The 25204-nt window shown below is 42.9% G+C and carries 35 protein-coding genes and 1 pseudogene; 3 read left to right on the forward strand and 33 right to left on the reverse strand.

The features are described from left to right. The 4 genes and pseudogenes from AACQ83_RS20960 to AACQ83_RS20975 form a co-directional block, all read right to left on the reverse strand. Positions 1-604: pseudogene (locus tag AACQ83_RS20960) on the reverse strand (hypothetical protein); the annotation flags it as partial. 12 nt (positions 605-616) lie between these two features. Continuing rightward, entirely contained in the window at positions 617-1261 is a 645-nt protein-coding gene (locus AACQ83_RS20965) for a DUF2612 domain-containing protein (protein ID WP_112879460.1), read from the reverse strand. Beyond that, positions 1254-2450, reverse strand: coding sequence for a baseplate J/gp47 family protein (locus tag AACQ83_RS20970; protein ID WP_112879461.1), 1197 nt, complete (start codon positions 2448-2450; stop codon positions 1254-1256). The genes AACQ83_RS20965 and AACQ83_RS20970 overlap by 8 nt, the downstream gene beginning before the upstream one ends. After that, complete coding sequence (locus AACQ83_RS20975; protein WP_240000875.1) at positions 2450-2956, reverse strand: hypothetical protein; 507 nt, start codon at positions 2954-2956, stop codon at positions 2450-2452. Before AACQ83_RS20975 ends, AACQ83_RS20970 begins: the two co-directional genes overlap by 1 nt. Between AACQ83_RS20975 and AACQ83_RS24740 the strand changes: the two genes are divergently transcribed. After that, positions 2898-3089 (forward strand): ECs_2282 family putative zinc-binding protein, encoded by a 192-nt coding sequence (locus AACQ83_RS24740; RefSeq protein WP_445260534.1) that lies wholly within the window; start codon positions 2898-2900, stop codon positions 3087-3089. The two genes, AACQ83_RS20975 and AACQ83_RS24740, sit on opposite strands and share 59 nt — an antisense overlap. A 92-nt stretch (positions 3090-3181) precedes the next feature. On the opposite strand, the gene AACQ83_RS20985 is transcribed toward AACQ83_RS24740, so the two are convergent. The 9 genes from AACQ83_RS20985 to AACQ83_RS21030 all read right to left on the reverse strand — a co-directional run bounded on the left by AACQ83_RS20985 (position 3182) and on the right by AACQ83_RS21030 (position 10347). Beyond that, on the reverse strand, positions 3182-3868 hold the full coding sequence (locus tag AACQ83_RS20985) for a Gp138 family membrane-puncturing spike protein (RefSeq protein WP_192881056.1): 687 nt from the start codon (positions 3866-3868) through the stop codon (positions 3182-3184). Between the two features lie 4 nt (positions 3869-3872). Next, positions 3873-4745 carry a phage protein gene (locus AACQ83_RS20990; RefSeq protein ID WP_112879464.1) on the reverse strand — a complete coding sequence of 291 codons (873 nt, stop codon included), beginning with the start codon at positions 4743-4745 and terminating at the stop codon, positions 3873-3875. Continuing rightward, entirely contained in the window at positions 4742-5029 is a 288-nt protein-coding gene (locus AACQ83_RS20995) for a phage baseplate plug family protein (RefSeq protein WP_112879465.1), read from the reverse strand. Before AACQ83_RS20995 ends, AACQ83_RS20990 begins: the two co-directional genes overlap by 4 nt. Beyond that, the gene (locus tag AACQ83_RS21000; protein WP_112879466.1) at positions 5026-5685 is read right to left on the reverse strand and encodes a phage baseplate protein; all 660 of its coding nucleotides are present in this window, start codon (positions 5683-5685) and stop codon (positions 5026-5028) included. The genes AACQ83_RS20995 and AACQ83_RS21000 overlap by 4 nt, the downstream gene beginning before the upstream one ends. Beyond that, the gene (locus tag AACQ83_RS21005) at positions 5682-7403 is read right to left on the reverse strand and encodes a transglycosylase SLT domain-containing protein (protein WP_112879467.1); all 1722 of its coding nucleotides are present in this window, start codon (positions 7401-7403) and stop codon (positions 5682-5684) included. The genes AACQ83_RS21000 and AACQ83_RS21005 overlap by 4 nt, the downstream gene beginning before the upstream one ends. Before the next feature lie 63 nt (positions 7404-7466). Continuing rightward, complete coding sequence (locus tag AACQ83_RS21010; protein ID WP_112879468.1) at positions 7467-8249, reverse strand: hypothetical protein; 783 nt, start codon at positions 8247-8249, stop codon at positions 7467-7469. A gap of 130 nt (positions 8250-8379) precedes the next feature. After that, positions 8380-9021, reverse strand: coding sequence for a hypothetical protein (locus AACQ83_RS21015; RefSeq protein WP_112879469.1), 642 nt, complete (start codon positions 9019-9021; stop codon positions 8380-8382). A gap of 167 nt (positions 9022-9188) precedes the next feature. Continuing rightward, entirely contained in the window at positions 9189-10103 is a 915-nt protein-coding gene (locus AACQ83_RS24745) for a P22AR C-terminal domain-containing protein (protein WP_112879470.1), read from the reverse strand. Positions 10104-10173: 70 nt separating this feature from the next. Next, complete coding sequence (locus tag AACQ83_RS21030; RefSeq protein WP_112879471.1) at positions 10174-10347, reverse strand: Arc family DNA-binding protein; 174 nt, start codon at positions 10345-10347, stop codon at positions 10174-10176. Between the two features lie 131 nt (positions 10348-10478). On the opposite strand from AACQ83_RS21030, the gene AACQ83_RS21035 reads away from it, so the two are divergent. Beyond that, the gene (locus AACQ83_RS21035; protein ID WP_112879492.1) at positions 10479-10805 is read left to right on the forward strand and encodes an Arc family DNA-binding protein; all 327 of its coding nucleotides are present in this window, start codon (positions 10479-10481) and stop codon (positions 10803-10805) included. 47 nt (positions 10806-10852) lie between these two features. On the opposite strand, the gene AACQ83_RS21040 is transcribed toward AACQ83_RS21035, so the two are convergent. The 18 genes from AACQ83_RS21040 to AACQ83_RS21125 all read right to left on the reverse strand — a co-directional run bounded on the left by AACQ83_RS21040 (position 10853) and on the right by AACQ83_RS21125 (position 24100). Then, complete coding sequence (locus AACQ83_RS21040; protein WP_112879472.1) at positions 10853-11260, reverse strand: hypothetical protein; 408 nt, start codon at positions 11258-11260, stop codon at positions 10853-10855. A gap of 175 nt (positions 11261-11435) precedes the next feature. Further along, positions 11436-11585, reverse strand: a complete 150-nt coding sequence (locus AACQ83_RS21045; protein WP_146747925.1) for a type I toxin-antitoxin system Hok family toxin — start codon at positions 11583-11585, stop codon at positions 11436-11438. 195 nt (positions 11586-11780) lie between these two features. After that, a complete protein-coding gene (locus AACQ83_RS21050) occupies positions 11781-12455 on the reverse strand; it encodes a Rha family transcriptional regulator (RefSeq protein ID WP_112879474.1) in 675 nt (224 codons plus the stop codon). Positions 12456-12802: 347 nt separating this feature from the next. Then, positions 12803-13186 carry a phage tail assembly chaperone gene (locus AACQ83_RS21055; protein ID WP_112879475.1) on the reverse strand — a complete coding sequence of 128 codons (384 nt, stop codon included), beginning with the start codon at positions 13184-13186 and terminating at the stop codon, positions 12803-12805. Positions 13187-13189: 3 nt separating this feature from the next. Beyond that, a complete protein-coding gene (locus AACQ83_RS21060) occupies positions 13190-13594 on the reverse strand; it encodes a hypothetical protein (RefSeq protein ID WP_112879476.1) in 405 nt (134 codons plus the stop codon). Positions 13595-13597: 3 nt separating this feature from the next. Beyond that, complete coding sequence (locus tag AACQ83_RS21065; protein ID WP_112879477.1) at positions 13598-14752, reverse strand: DUF3383 family protein; 1155 nt, start codon at positions 14750-14752, stop codon at positions 13598-13600. An 8-nt stretch (positions 14753-14760) separates the two neighbouring features. Further along, entirely contained in the window at positions 14761-15288 is a 528-nt protein-coding gene (locus AACQ83_RS21070; protein WP_112879493.1) for a phage neck terminator protein, read from the reverse strand. Next, positions 15288-15707: a hypothetical protein gene (locus AACQ83_RS21075; protein WP_112879478.1), complete on the reverse strand. Its 420-nt coding sequence runs from the start codon at positions 15705-15707 to the stop codon at positions 15288-15290. The genes AACQ83_RS21070 and AACQ83_RS21075 overlap by 1 nt, the downstream gene beginning before the upstream one ends. Positions 15708-15709: 2 nt before the next feature. Further along, positions 15710-16174, reverse strand: a complete 465-nt coding sequence (locus tag AACQ83_RS21080) for a hypothetical protein (RefSeq protein ID WP_112879479.1) — start codon at positions 16172-16174, stop codon at positions 15710-15712. Next, positions 16171-16578: a DUF4054 domain-containing protein gene (locus tag AACQ83_RS21085; protein ID WP_112879480.1), complete on the reverse strand. Its 408-nt coding sequence runs from the start codon at positions 16576-16578 to the stop codon at positions 16171-16173. Before AACQ83_RS21085 ends, AACQ83_RS21080 begins: the two co-directional genes overlap by 4 nt. Before the next feature lie 24 nt (positions 16579-16602). After that, positions 16603-16938, reverse strand: coding sequence for a hypothetical protein (locus tag AACQ83_RS21090; RefSeq protein ID WP_112879481.1), 336 nt, complete (start codon positions 16936-16938; stop codon positions 16603-16605). A 2-nt stretch (positions 16939-16940) separates the two neighbouring features. After that, positions 16941-17876, reverse strand: coding sequence for a DUF2184 domain-containing protein (locus AACQ83_RS21095; protein ID WP_112879482.1), 936 nt, complete (start codon positions 17874-17876; stop codon positions 16941-16943). A gap of 3 nt (positions 17877-17879) precedes the next feature. Then, on the reverse strand, positions 17880-18401 hold the full coding sequence (locus tag AACQ83_RS21100) for a structural cement protein Gp24 (RefSeq protein ID WP_112879483.1): 522 nt from the start codon (positions 18399-18401) through the stop codon (positions 17880-17882). Further along, positions 18401-19594 (reverse strand): DUF2213 domain-containing protein, encoded by a 1194-nt coding sequence (locus AACQ83_RS21105; RefSeq protein WP_112879484.1) that lies wholly within the window; start codon positions 19592-19594, stop codon positions 18401-18403. The genes AACQ83_RS21100 and AACQ83_RS21105 overlap by 1 nt, the downstream gene beginning before the upstream one ends. A 14-nt stretch (positions 19595-19608) precedes the next feature. Further along, complete coding sequence (locus AACQ83_RS21110) at positions 19609-20475, reverse strand: phage minor head protein (RefSeq protein ID WP_240000877.1); 867 nt, start codon at positions 20473-20475, stop codon at positions 19609-19611. After that, positions 20426-21802: a DUF1073 domain-containing protein gene (locus tag AACQ83_RS21115; protein WP_112879485.1), complete on the reverse strand. Its 1377-nt coding sequence runs from the start codon at positions 21800-21802 to the stop codon at positions 20426-20428. The genes AACQ83_RS21110 and AACQ83_RS21115 overlap by 50 nt, the downstream gene beginning before the upstream one ends. Before the next feature lie 2 nt (positions 21803-21804). Next, positions 21805-23448 carry a phage terminase large subunit gene (gene terL / locus AACQ83_RS21120; protein ID WP_112879486.1) on the reverse strand — a complete coding sequence of 548 codons (1644 nt, stop codon included), beginning with the start codon at positions 23446-23448 and terminating at the stop codon, positions 21805-21807. Positions 23449-23467: 19 nt separating this feature from the next. Then, positions 23468-24100 carry a terminase small subunit gene (locus AACQ83_RS21125; protein WP_112879487.1) on the reverse strand — a complete coding sequence of 211 codons (633 nt, stop codon included), beginning with the start codon at positions 24098-24100 and terminating at the stop codon, positions 23468-23470. A 154-nt stretch (positions 24101-24254) separates the two neighbouring features. On the opposite strand from AACQ83_RS21125, the gene AACQ83_RS21130 reads away from it, so the two are divergent. Then, positions 24255-24542, forward strand: coding sequence for a DUF2622 domain-containing protein (locus AACQ83_RS21130; RefSeq protein ID WP_112879488.1), 288 nt, complete (start codon positions 24255-24257; stop codon positions 24540-24542). On the opposite strand, the gene AACQ83_RS21135 is transcribed toward AACQ83_RS21130, so the two are convergent. Both AACQ83_RS21135 and AACQ83_RS21140 read right to left on the reverse strand, forming a co-directional pair. Next, a complete protein-coding gene (locus tag AACQ83_RS21135; protein WP_112879489.1) occupies positions 24528-24737 on the reverse strand; it encodes a hypothetical protein in 210 nt (69 codons plus the stop codon). The two genes, AACQ83_RS21130 and AACQ83_RS21135, sit on opposite strands and share 15 nt — an antisense overlap. A gap of 216 nt (positions 24738-24953) precedes the next feature. Further along, positions 24954-25204, reverse strand: a 251-nt coding sequence (locus AACQ83_RS21140) for a hypothetical protein (RefSeq protein ID WP_240000878.1), incomplete at its 5' end; no start/stop codon positions are given.

Genomic DNA, 25204 nt, shown 5'->3' on the forward strand with positions numbered 1-25204 from the left:
AATAAGTCACCGCTTGTATTGCATATAAGCCCGTATCTGCGTTCCACGCTACATCGCGTGGAACACTACCTGTTGATCCGAGCTTAAACGCCCCCACATCCCCGGCACTCAAACTGATATCCCCGGTCAGCGCCTTGCCGTTCACTTTCCGGCTGCTCGGTACGGCACTATTCGCCTTATTCACCGTCTCCACCAATCCGAGGTTTTTCACAAACGCGTTTTTATCGGGAATGTCTGCGCCGTTTTGGGATTTCTTTAAGAAATCAGATTTTGAATATTCCACCTCTAGCCAAATTCCATTGTCTAACGGACCATTCGGGCTTATATTTGAGTTCGCCGACAGTGCAACCCAGTTTTTTCCGCCATAATTTACCAGCGCCCCTTTTGTATATTTTGCGTCAGGGAACCAAGCTAGCGCTCCGCTATTTTGGATTTCAAGCAGAGCCTCATCTAAACGATTGTGCCACCAGTTTTCCCATTTTGCCTCTGGCGGATCTTCTGATGCTCCACCAGCCCAGCCACGCTCAATTAATGCATCACCGGGTTTTTCAAATTGAGCCGGATTGCTGGCCCATATTTTATTAAAACTGTCTTTTCTAGCCATTTATTACCTCGATTATGCGTATGCACCAACCCCATAAGGCTGTGCGTCATAAGTACCTTTATACGCAAAGGGGTGATGATTAACCCTGACTAAATGGGCTTTCACTCCCTGCGGCCTAGGTATTAAATCAAACATTTCAATCAATACACGAATATTTGCAGCGATAGCTTTATCTATCCAAATTGTTTTCATTGTCATATCCTGCCCGTCAATAATTGCAGAATTAACATTAAAAATATAATCAACAGCACTCTTCACATCATCTATTGTTGCTATTGAGTTATTTTTCTGTATTTTCGACTTAATTAGTATCCGGTACATAAAATCAGACACTGGAGCTATTTTAATTTGCTCGCCGGGAGATTTGTAGGGTGCAATGTTATATGGCTGTGCCCCACCGGTGCCATTATATGCAAAAATAGAAACAAAGTCAGTACGGATAAGTGGCCGTTCTGCAAATCCCGCAATTCTTCCGCATATATCTAATTGATCTCCCTCGGCTCTGTCTATATCAAGAATATTATTTATTTTTTCTATTTGGTCCTCAATAGAAGATTGAGCAATATCAGGTAGTGCAGTTATCCATTCGATAAGTTTTGGTGAGTTTTTATATTGCCAATAAATTCTAGATAACGCTTTCTTTTTATGGTCATACATACACCACCTCTATATTATCAGTGGCAAATACACCGAGCTGATTAAATTTAACATTCACTACTCCTCTCGTTTCATCCCAAGATTTACCTACGGTGATTGAATTTACAAACCCGTCGCCAGCAATTATATAATTTACCGGTGTGAATATTCTTCCTGCTCCAACACTTTCACCGATTCTAAAACCAAGTTTTGAGAATCCTCTGGTTTCATCAAATCCGTAAGTTGTATAATGAACAATCGCACGTTTTATATTTTCGTCATCAAATTTACTGTTACTCGATATCTCGACACGAACATAAATAGGAACAAGTTCCGGCCTAAAAAATGTCACTGATACAGGGTTCCCTAATGGGGTTTTTGTATCCTCAGTAATTTTATTGGGAAATGTGTTATATTTATTTAACCCACAACCGGGATTCTTTTTTGCTGCAATAGCGTTGATAATATCATTGACTGAACCCCCATCGACAAATATTGCCATTGAGTGTTCTTTCACTCCGTTTTCATCAACTTGACCATTGTCATTTTCATAAATACGGGCTTGCTTTACCTCATCTATATTAACAAGCGCAGCATACATATTATCAACTTGATTTGAGCCGGGCAAAGCTACAGATTCATTACGACGTATCCGAAAAGCATTATCTGATTCAATGTCTCGTCCGGGTGATTCTGACGTTTCATTGTTAACAGCCGTTACACCGCCGATCGGAGTAGCAATAATGGTTAAAGTACCAATATTGGCTGTTTGTGATCCCGATATAGTACATGTCACATTGACTGTAGCGCTTCCATTCTCATCTATCGTTACGTTATTATCTGTGGACCACAACGTATTAGTGATTTTATTACGAACAAGTGTCTCAGAGGGAATGAGTGTAGCCGGAACGCCTTTAAAAATTACCGTTGATGTGGAAAATGTGGCCTTATTACGCTTAATACCCGCAAATGCAGCTATTCTATCTAGTTGCTGCCCTACTGCGGAATTCGGATCTGCTGAGTGATAAGCAGCAATAACCCCCTCGTCGAGATTAGCTAATGTTTCACACCACGCCGCTATCGCTAGTCCATCAGGAGATTCAGGGTTGATATTCCAGCCGTCATCTATAGCCAAATAACGCTGACGCATCACAGTTAAATATTCATTCAGCGTCTGCCCCTTTGCGCCATTTCTCGTTATTTCAGCCATTAAACAAGCTCCTCATTGAACAAGAATTCAAATTGTTCATTGTTGATATCAATCAATGATGCATAAATCGTGATTTTCCGATTTTGCATATCAGTTTTAAACTCGAATTTTGTTAACCCCAATACACCCGGCGCGGTGATAATGCGCTCTTTAACATTAGCAGCGGCAATATCCAGTGAGGTTTTCCCTAATATGCTCTGAAACCACGGCGTACCCTCCGTGATGTTTAAGAAGTATTCACCCAAGAATAAGCGAAGCCTTCTAATAATTGCCTGTTTTGTTGCTTCTTTACTTGTTGCAAATTGGGTGCCGTGCGTGACGATATCACCATCCATAAAATTTCGTATCATGCGATCCCCATCAAAAAAGGCCCTGACAGGTGCCAGAGCAAAGAGGTTGGCAAATGCTATCTTTGGAGTTCTCACACAACAAAGAAGGTAAAACTTAATGACAACAAAAATCTCATGCCCGAAGTGCGGCAACGAAATCATTAAAGCGACTGCCAAAATCAACTCTCTGGATGATATGAGTGATACCGTTTGCATTAATTGCGGTCACTCTATCGATAAAGATGAGGTCGTCGCTCAGGCCAAGAAGCACGCTATCGAACTTATCAGGAAAGCCATTAGGAAACCTTGAATTCACTAGCTTTGTTAACTCACTCAGTTTTTCTTCAATTAGGATGGTGTCGATAAGTATCTGCACCACCCTTTTCTCATTATCAGTTGTCATTACTGTGGCCCTCGTGTTGTACTGTTACCAGATTGGACACCGCTATGTACGTGTTTACCGAACTCAATACCTTCAACAGACAAACCGCCCTGATTAACTGTGGTTCTACCGTTAAGCGTGGTTTTGCCGCTATTTGTGAACTCTGGGCCATTGTATGTCATGCCTGAATTTGTCAGTGATAATGATGTTCCACCGACTGACAGTGTTATTCCATCATCGGTCATATGAATGCGCACAGAACCCGATCGGTTACTCATACCCATGCCTGATGTTGGCAAACCGGGGATGACCGTTTGCATTGATCGATAGCCGGGTGAAAAAAAGGCATCCGTGGCGCTGAACATTCTCATTTCGTGAGGTGCTACAGGCCCACCCTGATCTATCCATGTATCAATGGCTCGTTGACTAAAATGAATTAAACCCTCGGTTCCCGGTGATAACTCATGAAATAACACCCATTCTTTAGTTCCAGAAAAATGAACGGGAACATTGCTAATGACAGGCATTGTAATAAATTCATTGTCTATCTTTCGCTGAATGCCGCATTCAATTTGTGCTCGTTGATTTACCGGATTATAAGAAACAATTTTCCCCGGCAAGCAGATCATTAACGGTGATAATGCGGATTTTTTAAACTCTTTCATTGCCTCCAGCATGGGATTCAATTTTGAGTCTATGATTTTCATCAAATTACCCCTTAAGCAATAATGCCTTAATCGTGGTTTTCCATGTGTCGTGATAGAAGTCACCCTGATGTGCAATACTTAATACTGAAAATCTACCGGCTGTAAGAAGGTCTTTGTAGGGTGTTGTATACATGCCACTGAAATTAAATTGATCATACATCCGATAAACCTCTATCCAGTCAGCCGGTCTAATCAAATGATTAAGCTTTATATCAACTTCTAAAGACTGTAAGTAAACTCTCGGTATCCCTTCCATGCCATTAAGAGATGATATTTTATGTGTAACATGTTCTCGTGATGCTTTATTTCTGATAACGACTAATTTTGTACTTTCAAAATTATACTTAAAATCAAATGCTTCTGATAGCTCGGTTAAAAATGTTACAGAATTTACGCCCGGCGCAGTCATCCCTTTAATTGCTAACGGTAAATCAGAAAAATCTCCCACTACTTCCAAAGTCGTTCCAAATGTTTCTGCAACATCCTTTATAATTTCTAAAATGGGTGTATTCTCCCCCCAGGACTTATTGATATACGCATTAACCCATTTTCTAAAGAATGACCGACAATAAAATCTTATATAGGTATTTACACCATCCCGACCCGTCTCAAAGTTATTTATTTCACCTTTGAATATAACGCCGATATCATCACCATAACCGGCAGACAGAGAAACTGAATCATATTCGTTATAAATTCGGCTTCTTGTCGCTGCTGATACACCATATACGGTGATACGTCCGAGTGCGTCATGATTGTTTGGTATCCCTTCTATATTAAACGTAATCTGCATCGGTGGACTAAAAACAAGGTCTTCTCCACCACTGCTTGATTTTATGACTAATTTATAATTTCTTCCAAACAGATCACCATTCATATCGGATACCACTTTAACTGATTTTTAATACCCAAGTTACTGATAGTTGGAGTTTCCCCTTCAAGAACAATTTTCCCAATATCCGTATTTAAATCAGCAAGCAAATTCACGCCAACGTGCAATGCCCGGCCTAATGCCATAGGACTATTATCAATGTTAATAATATCAACAACAAAATATCCATATCGAGTCAACCAACTTAGATAAAAGACCAGTTGATGATTATTTAGTGTGACAGAAAATTTTTGGTAGGCTGCATTTCTTGTAAGAGGAATAATATTCATTGCAATAAAACCTCACCATGATTAATAGTTGCTTGGCCCTGAGTGCTGGCACTGTCACCAGCAGGGAGATTGGCATTAATCAGTGATGCATCCTTGTTTTTTCCATCTTTGTTAATAATCAAAAGTTGACGCATTTCAACAACTAATTCCAGACCCTCTTGATTCTCTGTATTTGTTACCTGCCGGGTATTTGTAATAATCATATTCGCGTATGACGCACTTTTTGCACCAATGACAGTCATTACAGTACGATTACGCTGTAGCTCCCTGATCTTATCAAGAATATTCATTGATCGTTTCGTTCCATATTCACCAGCAATGCCAAACCCTACAGAAGCACCCAAGCCAGCCAATGCCGCAATCCCCCCTGGTAGTACTGACGCAGCCAACCCGGTAGCAGCGCCCGCGCCCATACCTAAAATACCGGAATATTCACCAGCCTCTGCTATCAAAGCCTTTATCGGATTATCTGACAGCGCGACAGTCATAGTGACATATAACGGGCGTGTAACTGCATTGTCATTCGCTGTCATCGCATTCTCTAACGGATACTCGCTAACATCCGTCCGCATTTCTGATGATTCTTCAAGAACTGCGTCAAAAAAAATCCCGCCAATTTCCGGGCGGGATTTGGTAAAAATTCCAACTATGCTCATTGTGCTGTTGTCCTCACTGATACTGCTAATTCGTTACATGCGTCACTAATACATTGCTGTACTATTTCCTTGGTTTTTTCGGGATTACCAGCTTCGTTTACTGTCACATTTGCGTTAACAGTGGCGTGAATTGGGGCGCTATTGCTTTCAGATTTAGACTTTATAGGTGTTGGCACCGTGTTTCTGCGAGCATAGTAATCCTCCATAGCCAGTGAATAATCACCGACTTTTCTCACGTAATCCTCTGTCTTTGGGCCCCACTTCTTCCTATTAGTACCACCGTGATGATGTGCTACAGCCTCTTCCATGCTTTCACCTTTATTCAGGCGTTGGCGTAATTGCATTGCAGCAGCATTTATTGACTCATCGGGATTAAATTGATCTATTCCTAAAGAGTTTGCCGTTGCATCAATATATTGCATAATCCCTTTAGCTCTCCCGCTGTCTGTAGGTTTTCCGATAGCATTAGGATTAAATCCTGATTCTTGTTTTGCCATTCCCAATAAAACACTGACTGGAACATTATATTTTTTTGACGCTTGAGAGAATGATTCAGCTAATTGCTCACGCTGAGATGAACTATTGACACCCGACATTGTTAAATAATTTTTGATGTAATCCATATTATTCATTGGATCATTGCCGGGGATGTCCATTGCATTTGGATTGACTGAGCTTACTTTATGTTTAATTTTGGTTGGTGTTGATTCATCTTGACGATTGAACCAATCATTTATGTTCTTATAAAACAGCCAGTCAGGTAATTTAATCCCCCAATTTTCTTTTACATCTTTCTCATCCCAATCCCACATATCCTTCTCAATTACTTCATTAATTGCATACCCAGTTATTCCAGCTCTGATAAGTGATTTAAATCCTCCCATCTTACCAAATATTCCACTAACTCCCTTTGATGCCGCAATAGCGGTTATCCCTATGGCCATAGTCTTTAGGAGGGGCATAGCTTCATCAAGTTTTTCAATAATTCCTTGTTTATTATCAATAAGCCACTTATCGGCTCGATTAGCTAAACCAGTGATACTTGCTGTAAGAGGTCCGCTCAATTCACTAGCTAAGCCATTTAAATTGGTTGTTAACTTTTGAACGGCATCATTATATTCATTTGCTATTTTTATTGACTCTGGGGTTATTATTTGACCACGTTTATTGTATTCATTGAATTGTTCCTGTATCCAGTTTGGCCCCTTAGAAAACACATCTTGTTCAAATTTATTTAACCCTAATTCATTGCTAAATACCCTCTTCTGATCTTGAGTCATTTTGGGCATGTTTTTAGCAGCCCACATCATAGCCGAATGAGGATTATCCGTGTTAATCAATTCATAGGGATTAATACCGACTTGCCTAAGAGCCTTTTCACCAATTTGGCCGTCTTTAGCTTTATCTCTGAGGTGATTAAATTTTTCAATTGTACTCATTGCATCCTGCACTTTTCCACCCATCTGCTCATATGCATAACCCCAACGCAATACATTGTTAGGATCAATAATATTACGACGAGAGAATCTATCTATTTCAGAAACAAAACCAGCAAAATCGCGTGTTAGTTTATCAAAGCCAAATCCAGCGGCTACAGTAGCAGCTAACTGCATCATATTGTCAGTAACGCCTTTAAATGCGGCGTTAGCCATATCAAAGCTCTTTTTGTCTGTTTCCAGACCAAGTGATACAAGTAGAGAATCAATTGTTTCAGCCATTGCGACCTCATTTTTAGATATAAAAAAACCCGCTCAAAGCGAGTTTTACTCTTATTAAGACGATTACATGTACTCAAGCATAGTCATGGAGTTATCTTTCTTTGAACAATTAAGGACTGCTCCATCAATACTTGAGTAAATAACCCCCACTATAAAATTTTTTTCTTCACGCTCAATTACAGAGACATAATTTTCATTATTATGGAATTTATAAAATATTTTTTTACATGCTTCAAATGACTCTATTTTCTTGCTCCCATCATCAGCGCTTAGCATTTCGGGTTTTTTACCCGAATCAACCATTTTTCTTATTTCATTTATATTAATACTGACTTTTCCAACAAATGGATTACCTGACACGTCAAACGAAAACATCTTTTCGCCATTGTAATTCCATCCATAATTACTCACCTCAGCTTCAATGTGTACATTCTTTGATAACTTTATACCTTCAATGTCTATTCTTTTTAACCTAACATTGATAATTTTCGGATCTCTAGTGCTCAAGGCAATGTACTCTGATGCTGGTCTGCCATTGAGTTTAATCCTGACAATGCAATCATCCCTGCATACAAACCGTCCACTTGGTATTTGCAAATACATAGACAATATACCAGCGTATCTTTGCAACTGGAGCGTTGCTATTCCATTATCAGTGGTTGCTGTTTCTATGTGAAATCTATCGGTTTTATCCATTTTAAATGAGTGACTCCATTTTTCTTTTTTATATTCTATTGAGTTATTATTTATGGGTTCCTCTTTAAAAAAACCGAACAATAAAAGAAAAAAATACAGAACTCCAAAAGCGAATGCGGCTCGTAACAGCCTACTGATTAATAGTTTCACACCTCACCCCCAGCAGATAATATTTAGAAATATCCTATCACCAGTTTACACCATGAACACCATCCGTCAGGATGTAAAAAAACCGCACTTAAGCGGTGTATATGAAAAACCCACACTTGGCGGGTTTATTCTATTCTTTCGGTATCGGTAATTCGTTTTTGGAAATGATTGCCAGTCTATTTTGATAATGCTCTGGGTCTCCCCAAAGCCACATCTCCTGGCGGCTAACATCATCTTGGGTCAGAATCTTGCGCAATTCGCAGGTGATCATATCATAGGCATAGACATACATATTATATGTTAGTGCGTCATACATTCTATCTTGCCAGAAAGCCATACCATCAGTGGTCTGGTTCATATCCGATACAATCACATTGTACCACTCAATTAAGTAATCAAAAAACACCCTGCCAGCTAAATCACGTAAAGCCGCTCGATGTTGAGGGGTTCTAATGCGCCAAACGAGGATTTGAGTTACGGGGCGACAATTTAATACGACGTCAGGCTGTATAACCACACGGTTATAATAAGCAACCTCTTTGGATACATCATTGATCAGAGCTAATTCAAAATGAGATTGACTAATCTTATCTCCCAACCGGCCATCAACACGAACCATGCGATAACCAGGCACTAGTGTTAACCCGTTTATCTGGGAAGTCATATCACTGCCATTCATCAACGCAGCGTAGAGGGCGTGATTATCTGAGCTCTCGTTCAGATGAACGAAAACCTCATTAACCTTTTCAGGATTTACCAATCTTTTTGGCATATATCCCCCTCAAATAGATGATTATCGGTTATCAAATTGATATATAGCTGCGGCTATACTAGCGCCATTGAACCCCTAGTTCAACTGGTTTCACAACCAAAATTGTATTCTTATTGTTCTGTGATGTATCAAAATGTTTCAGATTTAAGCCATCCTTGGCTTTGGGCTTAGAACGGACTATTAGGAATTCTCAGACTGTGCAATACTCGCCAGTCATTATCAATAAACGATGCACACTCAATATGTGCTGTCTCTCTTTCCAGTAAGAGCCTGACTATGTTCGTGTTTCGTGGATATTCACGTGGCATTGAATAGTATTTACCTGCAAGCCTGTGTTCTGCCGCTTGAAGAATGGGATAAACATCAGATATTGAACTAATCATCTCGACAGCATTTCTCCATAACCAGCAAAGGCTACACAGCTCATCATCAGTGAATTGAGTTTTATGAGGTGCTGGTAACTCCTGTTGTTTGCCAAGAAACTCACCTTCAAGCACCAGCTTATGAACATACTCGATAGCTTCGGGAATTCTCTCCGCTGGTAATTGATCAATGTGAGTAATGTTAAACCGTTGATGAATGAAACTGTAAGCTTCTGGATACATCATCCCGCGTTTGCCCACGAGCATGTTAACAGCATCACGTAATGGGGTGCGTTCATCTGTTGTGGTTTTTGCTGATGCTGTAGTCGGGGCAACATCTTTCTGGTTAAAGTAGAAATCTTCCAGTGCTTCGAATACATCCCAAGCTTTGTCGGTGTCGAGCATTTTAGCATGGCGGGCTGCCCCGCGTTCTGTCCATAGTGTTAACGCTCTGACATTCCTGGCAATTTTCACAGACTTACTTTGAGTAAGTTCGCGCTTTAACTCCCTAAGCTCTTCGCCTTCAAGTTTAAAGTAATGCTTCCCGGCAATAAAACGGTCTGCATTACGAGAGAAATTAACTTGAATATTGATAATTTCAGTCCCATACAATTTAGCTAGCAACTCAGTAGTAATTACTGGAATGCTGTTATGGGTAATAACAGGCAAATTTTCAGCATTGATAGTGTTATGCATTTCATTAATTGCTATACTTGACATGTTAGTTCCTTCGTAAAAAACTGACGATCTAGAAGCCTCAACGGTTGCCGCCGTTGGGGTTTCGCTTTTACTACCCTTGCATTCTTTCATCATTTTTCAAGCTCCAAACTAATCGCTGGATGATTGCGGAATTTAAAGATAACCCCTCTTCCGAAGCTTTTTGCTGAATTGCTGACTTAACCCTTTCAGGCATACGTAAAGTAAAGTGCTCGCTACAGCGTTGTGTATATAATGAATCTTTCACTATCTTAGTCTCCTTTTATCAACATGACACCAATTTGGTGCTAGAACCAATTTACCACCATTTAAAATGATGTCAAGTTGGTGCTATCATTTTCTCATTATGCGTTCGAGTAAGAGTGAATAGATATGGTCATGAAAAAATATCCAAGCCAAGAAATGGAGCGTTTTAATGTTCGCCTACCCGCAGGAATGCGCGACGCAATAGCTGAGAGAGCTGAGAAACACGGCAGATCTATGAATTCTGAAATTGTTCAGATTCTGCAAGATGTACTTAATGGCCCTGATACAGTGTTTTGGGAGCATACGCTTAAGGATATGAAGGAATATCCTGAGATTTTCGGGCCTGGATTTGCAACGATAGAAGCTCGATTAATTGAAGAATTTAAGCCCATAATGGAAAGGGCGTTTGCCATAGCCTCCGAATTAGCCAAAAAGGAAGTAGCCAAAAAAGCCCCATAAGGGGCTTTAAGCTATATTTATGGTATTAAATAACTACATTATCACACTCAAGAGATGCTATCTTTGTCGCTCAAATTACTTCCACAATGCTTACATTTCACAGCATCATGAATTATTAACTCGCTACAATACTTACACTTCTTTTTTTCTATGCGGTCTGGAAGTAATCCGATTAAAAAATTTATTAAAAACCAAGCTATAGCATTAATTATCAAAACAACAATAATACCGGCAACTCCTTCTATCTCTGGCACCCCCAGAACAAAGGACGCTGTAGCCAGTAGATAAGATATTATTATGTATGACAGAATTATTAGAGTAGCACCCAACCCTATCGGCCACCCCTTTTCACTTGCTTTTTTTGATGTGGATTTCCAAGGAACTATTACAAATGCATAAATTAACACTATGAGTACAGCCGCAATAATCACATTCAAAATGCTAATGCCACCCATTTCCTACTCTCTGCTATACATAATCAATACTCACATAATAGCAGGGGATTGATGCAAAACAACGCAAAAAACCGCATAAGCGGCTTAAGTACAAGGACTCGAATTTGGTCAAAAGGGCGCTTGAGAGCCATGCTCAACAACAAGAGATGGCGGGGATTGCTCCCCGCCGTTGCTCTTACTTGGTTTCGTAATCCATGAAAACAGCAACCTCCGTTTGACCGCTTCGGATGCGAACCTCACAGAGGTCCTTTCTCGTGATAAGTACAGCCGCTAAAGCGGTGATACAAATAACGATGGCGATAAATATCGCTTTTTGCTGTTTCATGGTTAGCGTCTCCTTGCCTTTCGGCGTGTAAGAGGCTAATCTTATGTTGCTAAGCATTAGATGGGCCTCAAATTGATTGAAAGATCATTTGGGGCTTTCTTCTATCCGCTCCAGCACGCCAGAGACAGATAGTCTCAAGCGCCCGCCCAAAATATACCAAAGTGAAATATATATATCCATACATATATCGTAGGGTTATGCTGCCAGTCTATGCAGTTCTTCAAGCAGTGGTCGCTTGTGATTCTTTTCGTAAAGGCCCGTCAGAGTGCTTTTACGCTGTTCATAATCCCATCCCATAGAGATGAAAACAGTGTTGGCTCTCTGCAACTCAGTGACACAGCGGATCTGCTCTGGTGTTAGATAGTCGCGGATAGGCTCTTTCTTGTCGATTTCATGATGAACTCTGAATTTTACCGCTGTCATACCCAAAGCTATCCGGTTAATCAGATCGGCCTCATTGCTGAAATGGCGAGGGAGAATATCTTTCCCTAAGTCTTCTCGTGATTTCTTGATGGCATCTGTCATGGGTTTATATTCCAAACGGGATGTATTACGATCCATCTTCTTAGATGCTAACTCGCCACGCATACGGAAGAATTCAGAAACCAACCGCTTTTTGAATGCCCGGACAATATCGTTGTTACGCATGTATGTAATGAGTAAGGTCGTTTGCTGTTCATTAAGTAACGCAACACGAAGTGGCTTACCTCCAGACTTGCGGATTTCAAATCCGATAGTTCCAAACTCCTCAAGATCAGCTTTGTTCCTATCAACCAGTTTAATTATGGTGTCATGTTCACGCTCAACACCATCAGCAATGGCTACAGTATTGGTTACGAGGTCAAATTTTTTAATTTCTACTAATTGCATGGTGTCTTACCTGCTCAAAAATGAACCTTAGTCACACAGGAATACCAGCCCTTGAAGGTACACCAACCACTGGCACCCTCTAAGGCTCATTTGTGAATAGATTCAAGGTTTATGATTGCACGTGTGAAGTGCCAGAAAGAAAAAACCCCGGCGAATGCCAGGGTGTTAAGTGTGGTTATTGAGTGCGCGTTCCATGCTATCGACTAAATCATCCATCACGGCATGCATGGCGTGTACATCATCGATAGTGTAAGTGCCATCTAGCATATCAGACCATTTCGCTAGCGGCGGACAGGCATCGCCGGCCCCCGTACAGGGCCGCCAGAGAAACCAGTTAATTTCGGGGTTTAATGTCGCTGTTCCGCTTCTGCGCCGTTTTCGCTCCCTGCGCTGAGCTTCCAGAAAGGGCCAACATTTTCCTTTAGCACTTTACCCAGTAACACCAGGTAATTCTGCACTTCATCCTGGAAAAGGTTTTCAGCAACAGGCACATTGTCAGCATCACGAACAATATTACCATTCTTGATACAAAGTTCTTTTAGCCTGTTTAGTGAAGATGCATCTGCCGTAGCGAGGCTTACAGCTAGTCCCATTTCTGTAGAACCGTCACTTAAAGCTGGCAATATCCCCGCTTTGGCTGCGATTTGTAGCATTTCAAGCTGATCTTTCGCTGATGCTGTTGCGCCGCTAAAAATCGTGCCGTTAACATCAACTTCAATTTTTCTACCCATCGATTAGGTTTCCTCTGAATCTGCAAATTCGAATATAAATTGTTCATCACTAACACCTGTTTTCCCTGCACGCGTAGTCGAACCCCGATTAACTAAAATCCCGTCAAATCCGATAATGGTCTCCGCCGTCCCTGTTTGGAAAAACGAAAATGTGGCATCTACCTTGGTTTTTTCTACCGCCAGAATTTGTCGGGCCTGTTCAGATCCTGGAATTAAATTAATCGTCAGACGTTTTGGCCGAGTGGGGTTATCAAGACGCACTGATGTTTTACCAATACCCCGTTTTAGTGTCGCTCGCGGTTCCAGGTCTTCAATAGTGATCGGCGGGTCAGTATCACCAAAATCATCAATAGGGATACCAAATACAGTTAGGTTAGCGCCGTCAGCGCCGTACCTTTGCATAGACATAAATTACTCCACGTTAATATTAATTTCTGCCACATGACCAGCACGAGCAAGAATGACTAAAAGAGAAGTCGGTGGATATTGACGCTGTTTGCGCTGTGATGATGTCAAATTAAGAGCATCTTCGGGTTTAGAGCGGAGTATAAAACCAAACTGTGCCACTTTTGTTTTACCGTCATCGGGATCAACATATGAACCCGCCCCCAGTACGCCATTGTTATAGAACCGTTTGCATGTATCCGTGATTACTGTAAGCAACCCAGCATAATCACGTGGTGTTAATGCTCGTTTAGAACCCGCTCCAGCAATATAGTTATACCCGTCAACTTGAATATGATTTTTCAATACGTCTAAGTTGACCACATCATCAATGAACTCACCGTATGATGACATGGATTTACTGTTAATAACCCGGCTATTGTCTGTTTGCCCTGCCAGCTCGATTTTAGTAAAAAATACCGCATTCTTGGCCTTAAGCGCATTGTATGCGCTGGTTGTCATATCATCCCCAATGACACCGGGCAAGACTTGGTATTCACCAGTGATCGCTGTATTGATACCCGATGGCCGGAACTTATGGAATGCTGCCGCAAGTTGCACCATTGAATAAGCTTGTGACGGATCAGTGGCAATAGAATCTGTCGTTTTGTAACCCGCGAATACATGCCGATTGCCCTTGCTTTTTAATGTCGATATCACATCGTTTGTGATGTTCGGATCAATAATTCCCTGTGCACTGAACGTAAACCAAACAGGATGACTATTAGCATCTGACCAGTCAGCCAGTTCAATAGTGATCTCTGGTGTTAAATCAGCATTCTTGAAAAAATAGTGATAACGCCACAACTTATCGTTCGCGCTATTTGCTATTTCCAGTAATGAATCTTTGGCATTTTTCATCCACACGGTGATTTGTGGTGGTTTGGGAATATTGGCAAAATAGCGAGTGGCAATACGATAGATATCGCTGTCAGTTTTGAAATCTGCCGCAATCTCGGTAGTTGAGCTGTAGTCACGGAATGTATCCACCGCGAATTTAGCCCCTTCCGTCAAATCAGCCACATCAGCAAACATTAAGGCGCTGGAGAAATCAGCGTACCCTAATCCTGCGGGGGTAAGCAGCAGATTAACGGGAATAATATTATCAACAGGATAGGCCATGCTGATTATTACCTCTCATCATTAATTTCAATTTTGAATCCAGCCGCCCGCAACAGGGAGTAGGATACGGTTTGTTCAATAAACAGATGAATGTCTGCCTGCCAGCGGGGTATGAAGCCAGCCTGCAATATTCCTGTCAGGTTTCGGCAATTACTCACGTAGCGCCAGGCTATTTTGTTGCGATATAAGAATTCGCTGACGGGGGTCTGGAAATTTGCATTATGCAATCGCATGATCGCACTATCTGCGCCCTCATTGAGGATATTGACTGACACCATAAATTCCATTGATGTATAAGCAATTTCTTGCAAATCTTGCCAGTTATTTCCTAATGATGAGTCAAACTCTTCAACAGCCGGTACAAATGCCCGTTTACGTCTTGTTTGCCCGTATGCGCGGATGGGGATAGGTTTATAAGTGACATATAATGATTTTGGCGGCGCTCTGCCTTGATCAGCTAAAATCACTGTCTCAACACCGGAAGCCATTCTCAATAATGATTGAAATACACTGTGTAATTCTTCTAAGGTTTCCATCATCCCGTCCCCCGATACCGCTCAACAATCGCACGGCAAAAATTCCTCCAAGGGCGATTATCACAAGACAAAACACGCCATTTGTGCATTGCCAATCCGTCGCTGAATTCCAACAAATCAGCAAATTTACCGTCATCATCAGACCAGAGGTAATTAACACCGTCATTGATATGCACTGAACGCACATCCTGCGGATTAGCTGTACCTCCCATGCCGATTAAAGTTTGAATATCCTTCCATGATGCGGGCTGAATGTTAATAAGGGTGAGTGTGATTATTTCAGGCTCTCCTTCCCGCCACGTTCCGCCCGGCCCGGTATAATCCCCTTTTGCAGCACGAATAAGTCGCACACCACCAGCAATAGGAGAATTAAATGTTGAATCAATATGCCCATGCATATCTAAGCCATTGCCAAACATGATTAATCCTCGACGACGTGGGTGATAGCGGCTCTCAGTATGCCCTCATCAATCAACGGAGTAGATGATCCTTTGGCTCGCACTGTTGATTCTGCGTTTGCCGGTTCAATACCGGCTGAAATGGCTTCTTTGCAATACCCGGCTGCTTTCGCGCCTATTTGATCTAACATCTGGAATGCTGTTATATCTCCACGAGCAACCTGTCCAGTCAGTGAACGAAACGCCTTTTTGATATTGTCCTGGTTCTGCCGAATGGGGACGCGAAGAAATGAACGTTCGGGGATATATCCATCCGCCGAACCATATTCATTTACTGCCCCGATGACGACTAAAAGCGTACCATCCTGCTCACCAGAACCAGCGGGCAATCCCACCAGCACCCGGCGTTTAGCAGCTACCCTATCTTGGATTTGGCGCAATTTCTGCGCCAGTTTATTTCCGCCCCGGACTTCTGCATTGACCTTCATATCATTATTCCCCCAGTACCTGCACGACGCCGTAAGCGAAGGAATTCAAGGCCGTAAGAAGTTAGCGGAAGGTTGCCATTGATAATTAGATCATCAGATGTGACAGAAGGAACAGCAAACGAGGTGGATTCATCACCAACCGATTTAGATGAAATGGCATAAGCCGCCCCAACATCTCCAGCTATAGCACGCTTGCGCATCACCAACTGATGAGCCGCAAAGGCAAACATACCCCGCTTTTTGATAGATGCAGGGCGGGCATTGTATTTCAACCAACGTTTACCCGTTTCTGAATCCCCTTCCTCAAGGGCCTGAATAACATTACTATCCGGCCACAATGTCACGTCACTGAATTCCGGGTAATATTCCCGAAAATCCACCACGATTTGCGCTGTAATATCCACTGTACCCCCTGAAAGTAAAACCCGTCAGATTGACGGGTTTTCGGCATTTTCCGACCGGGACGCTTGATCTATCTCTTCTCGCTTTTCAGCAATCGCTTTTCGCAATGCTGCGGCCTTTGCTGCCGATGGTGCTTTCTTGCCTATTAGAGTTTCGTACTCTTCACGCAGTGCGCCAATATCTTTGTCATCAGTGTCAGGGATATCCAATGTCTCTACACGCATCATTCCAGCCTGATGAAACAAGTGATCGACAAAATCACCATCTACAAGAATAGAATGGCCGACAGCTATCGTAACGCGTTTACCGCTTGCGTCTGTCACTGTTAGCGGCGCCGTGTGCAAGTTAGTTAACTCGTTCATCATTACACCCCATCAACATAGTGTCCGGCTTTTGGAATACGCCATTCCGTGCCACCGGTACGTAAAAGTGCCGGAACTTTGAAATTGATGTTGTCGGCAGTTGCAGGAGCAAGAAAGCGCATTGGCATCACATCATGGCCCTTAACAATCCGCTTATCCTTCTTGTACACGACCATGCGATCCTTGCCACCGGTACCCATACCATTCAGCAAAATATCATCTTCAAATTCCATGTCTTTAAAGTTAGTACGCAGGAATTCTAATAATGTGACGTTAGAAGCGTTCTGGGGCGATAACACAGTCCGCATCAGTAATTGATGCTGCTCAGGAGGTATAACGAACGTATTAGGACGATGAATAGTCAGCGTATTAGTTAAATAAACCTGCTTATATGCCACGCCGAAGAAGTCAATAATTGGCTGCGTTCCCTTAGTTGGTATATCAGCAACCAATGCTTGAAGTGTGGCTTTTGCTGCCTCTGTTGACACATTTTTGCTAGTGTAAAGACCTTCGCCAATATCATCATGGCCGAGCAAGTAGATCTTATTCAACCCTTGCTCTACCACATCACGCACAGCTTGCCCGCGCTCAGCATCAAGACTGATATTGTTCTGCATAGCGAAGCCGATTTCTTCTAGCGTATAGGTATAACCCAACGCCGCCATTTTAATCTCTTGGAAGCCCTGACTCATGGCAATGTCTACAGTGGGGACATCCGTAGAATTGGGTCCAAATACCTGCAATTCACCGCGTGCATCTATCGAACGGAAAGCCACGACTTTTACCCAGTCAGGCGCACTGTCATCAAGGGGTAACAGCGTATCGTATTTAAACTGCGGGTATTCCATACGATAAATTTCTGATTCAATATACGCCGCTTGTTGAACCAAAAAAGACAGTGCCGCTGTAGGGCTGACGTCAAAAACACTTCTTTTCATGAATTATTTCCCTTCTACATCGACATTCAGAATACCATCAACGCGAATTTCACCCATTTCACCGGCTTTCACGTTATCTACCCATTTAACCTGATTTAACACCAGTAGACCGGCCCCCATTCCTGTAGTCAGACGGCCCTGATCTGCACCTTCTTTCAAAATGACACTAACAACTTGCCCCGCTTCGGCACCATCAACACAAAGCACCTTCATTGGTCCGCGATGAAGCACAGACGCGATATGATTGACGTCATAGCCCACTGAATAATTTGGCGGGTTTGTCGGCATGCTGTTACTAAATTCCGCCAGTGTGCGAATAGTGAACCCGATAACTTGATCTGCCGTGGTGGTTGCAGAGACCGGGGCACATGAACGCTCTTTAGTACCGCGCACTACAGCACGGCCAAATGGGATCAAGCCATTTTCAACGCGGCGAGAAACCGCCTCATAAACATCAATCGTTGAAACCTGTCCTTCATACGCCTTACCGCGAAATAGCGTAAAATCGCTTTGAGCAATAGCCATTATTTTTTCTCCGGTTGTTTACCATAACGTTTATCCATCCACTCTTGACGCGCACTATCGCGCATAGATTGGGCATCAGTTGTCTTTGTCTTGCGCATGTCGCGGCTGAAATTTTTCAGTGAATCATTAGCCTGTTGTTTTTCTTCCTCGGTTTCTTCGTCGTCTTCATTTTCCCGACGCTCTTCCTCAGCATCAAAATAAGCTGAAACGTATGTATCCGGGGCTTTATCCCATGCAGTGTATTTGCGACATTTAATACCTGCGGCATCAAGTGCAGCACGTTTGATTTTCAGTGGATCAGTTGAGTCACAGTTAAAACTAATACCCGCAATTTTCATTGCAGCATCACGCGCAGACATGACATCAGCGATACGCTTAGAGATTGAATCCTCAGAAGTTTTTTCCTTCAATTCCTCAATTTCATCGTCTTTAGCATCAGACTTGGCTTCTGCCTCTTCTTTTTCCTTTTCTGCCTCATCCTTCGCGGCTTCGGCTTTTTCTTTTTCTTCCTCTGCGTCTTTAACGCGTTTTTTCAGTCCATCAATGGTGGATTGGATCAACTGCTGAGTTGCTTCATCAGTGACCGTTGCGTGTACGCCGGAATCGAGTACAACTTTAAACATGGGTTTTACTCCAGTTGATTTATGATCAAATAAACGCGCACGATGACCGGCTCTTGCGCGGTCACATAGCGCTATGTGATTAATAGTGATATCGCGTTGAATAAATTCGTAGGGGGTTCCATCCGGTGCAATGCCGGATGATTTTTCATATTCTGATGTATAGCCTGCTGATAATTCAGCTTTACCATTGTTTATGGCGTCGATTGCATATTGATCTTTTGTCAACAAATCGACAACAACATAATCGCCGTCCTGCCGCCCCGGTGATATTGCATGCCCTGCTGTCACGCTCTTGAATGTAGTGGCATCCACCAGATCATCGGGATGGTCAACCGTAATATCAGCATTGTCATAACTCGCCAGACTGGCAGGCGAAAAAACCTCTTCAGGGGGGCGATAAACATTAACGATTTGACCGGGTGGCCTGTCTGTCAATCCCAGTTCGGACGCTAGATATTGCTGAACACCGACGCGTGCAACCCGCCCAGGGACTTTTAAATAGCCTTCGGGAGTAATTTCACGTTGGGAATCGACGGGAAAGGTCACACGGTCACATACTGTAATCCGCATGATTAATCCTGTGGTTAGTAATCAAGACCTTTAATTAATGGGGTACCATTGCAACGACATTTAATATGCGCTCTGCCGGGGAATAGCCCTGTTTCACCCGCATAGCTGGCACCGCGTGACCAAAGATAAACCCCTCGTCCATATCCAACATCGGCACGAGCTATCATGAAGCATTTAATCTTAGCATTCGGATATTTACCTGCCGGATTACCTGACACGCGCACATCTTGTGAAGTAGACCAGCTAAAACGATCGATACCCGCTGATTGCTGACGTTTGCGTGTAATATCACTCTGTATCTTTAACGTCTGGTCACTTGCTATTAAACGCGCTCGTTCATATGTCGCGCCAGTCACCGACTGGATGTTACGAACCATGTCAGTTAGTGAGTCACCGCGCAAAATGCCGTCCATCACTTCACGTTGAATATCATCAAAATAATCTGATGACAGAGATTTGATTAAAGCAACATTGCTCTCTACAGATGCATCAAAATAATCAACGAGGGATTCATTGACCATTAGCCTAGTCATATCAATGCCAATTGCCCGATTAATCTGCTCAACGAAGACTTCTGCACTCTCCGATTCTGCACGACTGACAACCCGTTGAGCCAATCGATTAATTTGTTGACCAAATGATGAACTAAAAAACAATTCTGCGGCTTGTCGAAGTGCTTCTTTGATGATATCAGTAAGATAACCATCAGCCGTATAATTGCGGCGCAGAACTGGCGTTAGCGTCTCATCGACTGCTTGCGCCATCTGTCTGACAATTTCACGTAGTTGGGCACGGTAATAGCGTTCAGTCTCATCGGACGGTCTAATCGGTCTAATTGATGCCCTGCGCCTGACCGGTGTTTTCTTTATCAGATCTTGCAAGGTCTCCAAGCTTGAATTGATAATCACCGGCGAACTCTGCTTCTTCGTCATCAGCAAGTCGTGTAATATCTTCCTCTTCAATACCATAAACCCCTTGCTCCATTAATTTGCGTGCGACTTGTGACGGCCTGACGACTTGCTGATTTAGACGAATATCATCAGCCTGGGCATCAGCGAGCCTTTGCGTTGATATCTCCGTATCAGACGGTTGTGTGAGTGGGGCAAATGCGAAGTCCAGTCCGTCAGGGTATGTGCCCAGAGTTGAACGAATCAGTACCTCATCAATTTTTTTCAGAAATGGCCTGTATTCGGTTTCTTGATCACCTTTTATGTCACCGAAATAGTTATTTTGATCCCCCTGCCCGGAGTCGCCCAATCCCTTTGCTTGTATACCAAAGAGCCTTGTCATGGGGATACGCGTTGAGCCAGAAGTCCATTCCATCAGTACATATAACACCTCAGCAAGTCCGCCAAACGAGATTTGTTTTCTATCCATTACTTCATCAGCATCAAGCAATGCAATTCTGAACAGGGATTTCATCATGCCAAATGTGTTATAGCGCTTAGCTATAGCTTCATCCATGTCACCCGACGCCAACTCTGTAGCGAGATTTTTCCGATTGATAGTATCAATGTTGGCCTCTTGGATCAGCGAAGCGATACCCCCTTTTGCCGATGCGGCATCTTTCACATCTTCCATGCAACGGCGTAATCGACTGTCATCCCAACCGCCATTTATCATGCGTAAACGCATAGGTAATGCGGCACCCGGCGCTTTGACAAAATGGCTATAATGAATTTGCTGACTACCGCCATTGACCACGTAATAATCGGGCAGCATGTAATTTTCTGCCAGAGGGTTAGTCACGTTGTATTGCTGACCGTTAATAAACATGCGATCCAGCACCAACAAACGCTTAAGTGAACCCTTTTTGATTCTGTTCAGTTCTAGCGGCTTATCAAGCGGCTGATCTGTCATCATCAATACACCCGCGCCACCATAAACACCAGCCCACTTAAACGCTTCTTGAGTTACCGTTTTGACATTAAATAATTTCTCAGCATTACGAATAGCTGTAGCATCATCAGATGAAAATGAACGCCATTCGCGAGTGGCATCGTCAACAGGAATATCGACAATCGCGCGAGCTATCCAGTTCTCAATATAAGCCGCCTCTAGTTCAGCAAAATCTTGCATCATGCCAAACATAAAATGGTTATACATTCGCCTGTCGCGATCTGTGCCCATCCCAGTCATGACGTTAGTTATTCCGTCAGCGGTCAAGCGAATCCGTGGCTTACCGCCAAACTCCAGTTTATCCATCATCATTAAACCCATTTGTCATAGCTGATAGTTGTTCCGGTAATTAATTCAATCTCGATTGCGTCCATGAACGTATCAAGAATGTCATCATTTTTATGGCTATCGTCTGCTGAGAAATCAGCGCATTCAGCCAGTGCGGGCATTACCCAGTTAGTAGGTGCAGCAATCGATCCATCAGCGTAATAAATCTGTTCAACTTTTAGCCCGTCATCAGTCATAAGTGATGGGATAAAGACTTTCCCTGTTTTTATCTGAGGAACGCTATTTAAGCAGCGAATTAATTTGTTCTGACCAGCGCCGCGAGGGATTTCTAAAACAGGAATACTCCGGCGTTTTTTCAATGTTGTAATGAGTCCCTGCCCAGCCTGTTTATCCTCAATACCCATGTGACGTAACGGAGCAGGTCGTCTTCTATCGTAGGGTTTCCACTTGTCCCATAATTCTGTTGCTGTTTTTAGCAGATCTTCCGGGTCCCATCGTCCACGAACACTATCAATAATGTAGAGATTGCCATCAACACCCATTCCAACTAGCGTAAACACGGTGTAATCGTTGTAATCTTCCACCTTGCCAGAGTTTGTATCGACGTACACAGCGCGGTGAGTAAGTTGCGGCAAATGTACGTAACGTTTAAACCAGTCCGTATCAATCAGATTGCCTGTCAATGCACGCGGACGCTGCATATATTGAGAGAGAAACGTGTATTCGTCACTCTCCCAAAGTTTTAATAAATCACCAACATACTCATTTTGAGGCCAGTACGACCAATAACGGACACCACCAACTACGACACTTTCAGAATTTTTAACTCCGAACCAGCACAAAGAGCGCCACGGCTCAGGTAACGATTCTATATATTCCTCATCCACCAGAGCAGGGATTGCTACATGATGAAAATCAACTCCCATTCTCCCATCAAGCATGAAGCCTGTAGCATCATCGGTATGCAGCCGCTGCTGGATGGAAACAAACGGCGTTGGATGATCCTTGCTCTTGTCCCCGCGCCTGGAGCGTATCGTGTTAACAAGCATCCGGTTTGCATTATCACGCCGTGATGCTGAGAACATATCTTCTGGCTTGTTGTAATCATCCAGACAAACAAAGCCAGAAAAACCCTCCCCAGGATAACCTGCCCGTCCACCTGTAATCTGTCCGCCGCTTGAACGGGATACAGTCTGACCAACTGAGCGCCCTTTCTGATCGATTACTTCCCATTCTTCCGCCTGATTGACACCAAAACCACATGGCCACAACTCCTGGTATTCACGGCTAGCGATAATGTCACGTGTTCTACGTGAGTTACGTTTAACCAATGTGTCGGCAAATGAGATATTCAGATTTCTAAATCTGCGCAATCGTCGAGTTTGAACCAGCGTATTTATATATGCCGGTAGATGAACAGAGAAGAATTCAGTCTTTGTCCCACCCGGTGGAATATTAACTATGAGGTTTCTGGGGTTGAGTTTTCCGTTGATTAAGTCATCAATCTTGCTTGACATCAGTTTGTGATGCCAATTGATCATCATTCTTTCACCCTGCAACAATTCAAACCATAGCCGGGTAAAGTTGAGAAATGACTTTTCGGATTTAGATTTCAGCGCAACCCGACAGGGGAAATCCAGATTTTCCCATTCGAGCAAATCACTCATAATCCAATCCTGTTGTTATCTAATCCAAATCGGGAAGAATATTTTCCAATGCTTGCTGTGCCTTAATGTAATCTTCCGACGTGTAATGAATATTGATTGCCCCACCATCTTTACCCGTCAGCTCTGTTTTCTTCGGCGCCTCCCAACCCTGTAGCTCACTCAATTGCTTTATTGCGGCTTTCGGATCATGCAGCTTAATTTTTAATCCATCTTTGCCCGCTACCAACTCAGAGATAGCCGCTAGATGTTCGGGATTTAATTCATCTGAATTTTTAAATGCCCAGACTGTTTGAGAAATGGGATTGCCGTTCTCATCCTCTCCAACAACGTGTGTACCGAATGTCGCTAAGTCAGCAATTGATGTGCGTCCCATTACAGTAAGACGTTCCAGGGCTTCTTCATGGGTCATAATGGCGTCGGAGACTGTTTCGTATTGCACTGACTGCAAGAAAGCTTTGACGTTACTATTTGTTACTAACTGATTAGCTTTGGAGCGCTCCCCATTCCCTTTAGCCTTCCCACCCGCTTTACGATATGCCTCAGTCTGATTAGCTCCTTCTAACAGATGGGTTACAAACTTTTTCTGTAATGTGGTCAGGGCATCGAAAAGAATCTTTTGCTCATCTGTGAGCGCGACTTTCTTTTGTGCCATCTCTTTCCCTTAAATAAAAAGGCCGCACTGGGCGACCGGATTGAATTTATGCCTGCTTTGTTAACCCACTCAGGCGGCATGGGCTTCCTGCTTTCCACAGTCAAGAAAAATTGATATTTTGGTCAGTCCACAGTCAAACTAAGGAATAACAAAAATGGCAAGATACATGGTCAGAGTTGAACTATATGGCGCTGAAGGCAATGAATATGAAACTCTCCACGAAGGCATGGGATCCATCGGATTGTACAAAACAATATTAGGTGATAATAATAGAGTACTGCAATTACCACAAGGAACGTATCAAGGAAAATCTAACCTTAGTGCGAAAGAATTATGTTCCAGAATAAACAGGGTTGCATCTCCACTATCAAAGGGAAGTCCATCTATCATTGCTTGTGCTTTGACTGGTGACCGGGAAGCCTGGTTATCATTTGCTAGATGACGAACCAGTTCTTCCGTATTCGATTTTAGGCTCTTCACTCTCCAAGGCCACAAACGCTTTCCTTACATTGTGGCCTAGAAATCTAATCACATTAGGATCTAAACCAAGTTCATGTTGGTATTCCATCCTCAACATATCTGCTAATACTTCACGTGCTGCCTGTTGTGACTCGATTGTTAAATCTTCAAATTTCATATTAAATCCTCTCTGAACCCTTTCCAACACGGAAACAGTTGTAATCAGAACTTTATGCTAAAAAGTCAGTATCCACCCGCTGGGCGCCCATAAAGAAATCACTACTATCGAGCACTCTGTCAGCAGAATGCTCTGAATGAGTTACTGTTCTTCACTGGTTAGCAACCGTAGAGATATGTCTATTGTTAACTTAAACCGTTGCTTTAACCGAGGTCCTCACTTTGGGAATGGCCTGACCGAGCTGTATTTACTCGCCCACGCTTTAGCAATATGCAGACAGTCATCGTACATCTTGCCCTTTCTGCTTGCTGATGAAGCTCTTCGATAGTGATCGACCGCTTTGTCACTTGCCATGCCTGAGATTGAATCGGAATAGCCCAGTTTCAATAAGTCGGCCTGGATGTTCTTAGCTATGAATTCTTGGGGGTTCATATGCAACCTCCTTTTTACCTCCCCCAACCAAACCG

The organism is Photorhabdus sp. S10-54 (assembly GCF_963878145.1).
In the GTDB taxonomy this organism is placed as follows: Bacteria; Pseudomonadota; Gammaproteobacteria; order Enterobacterales; family Enterobacteriaceae; genus Photorhabdus; species Photorhabdus kayaii.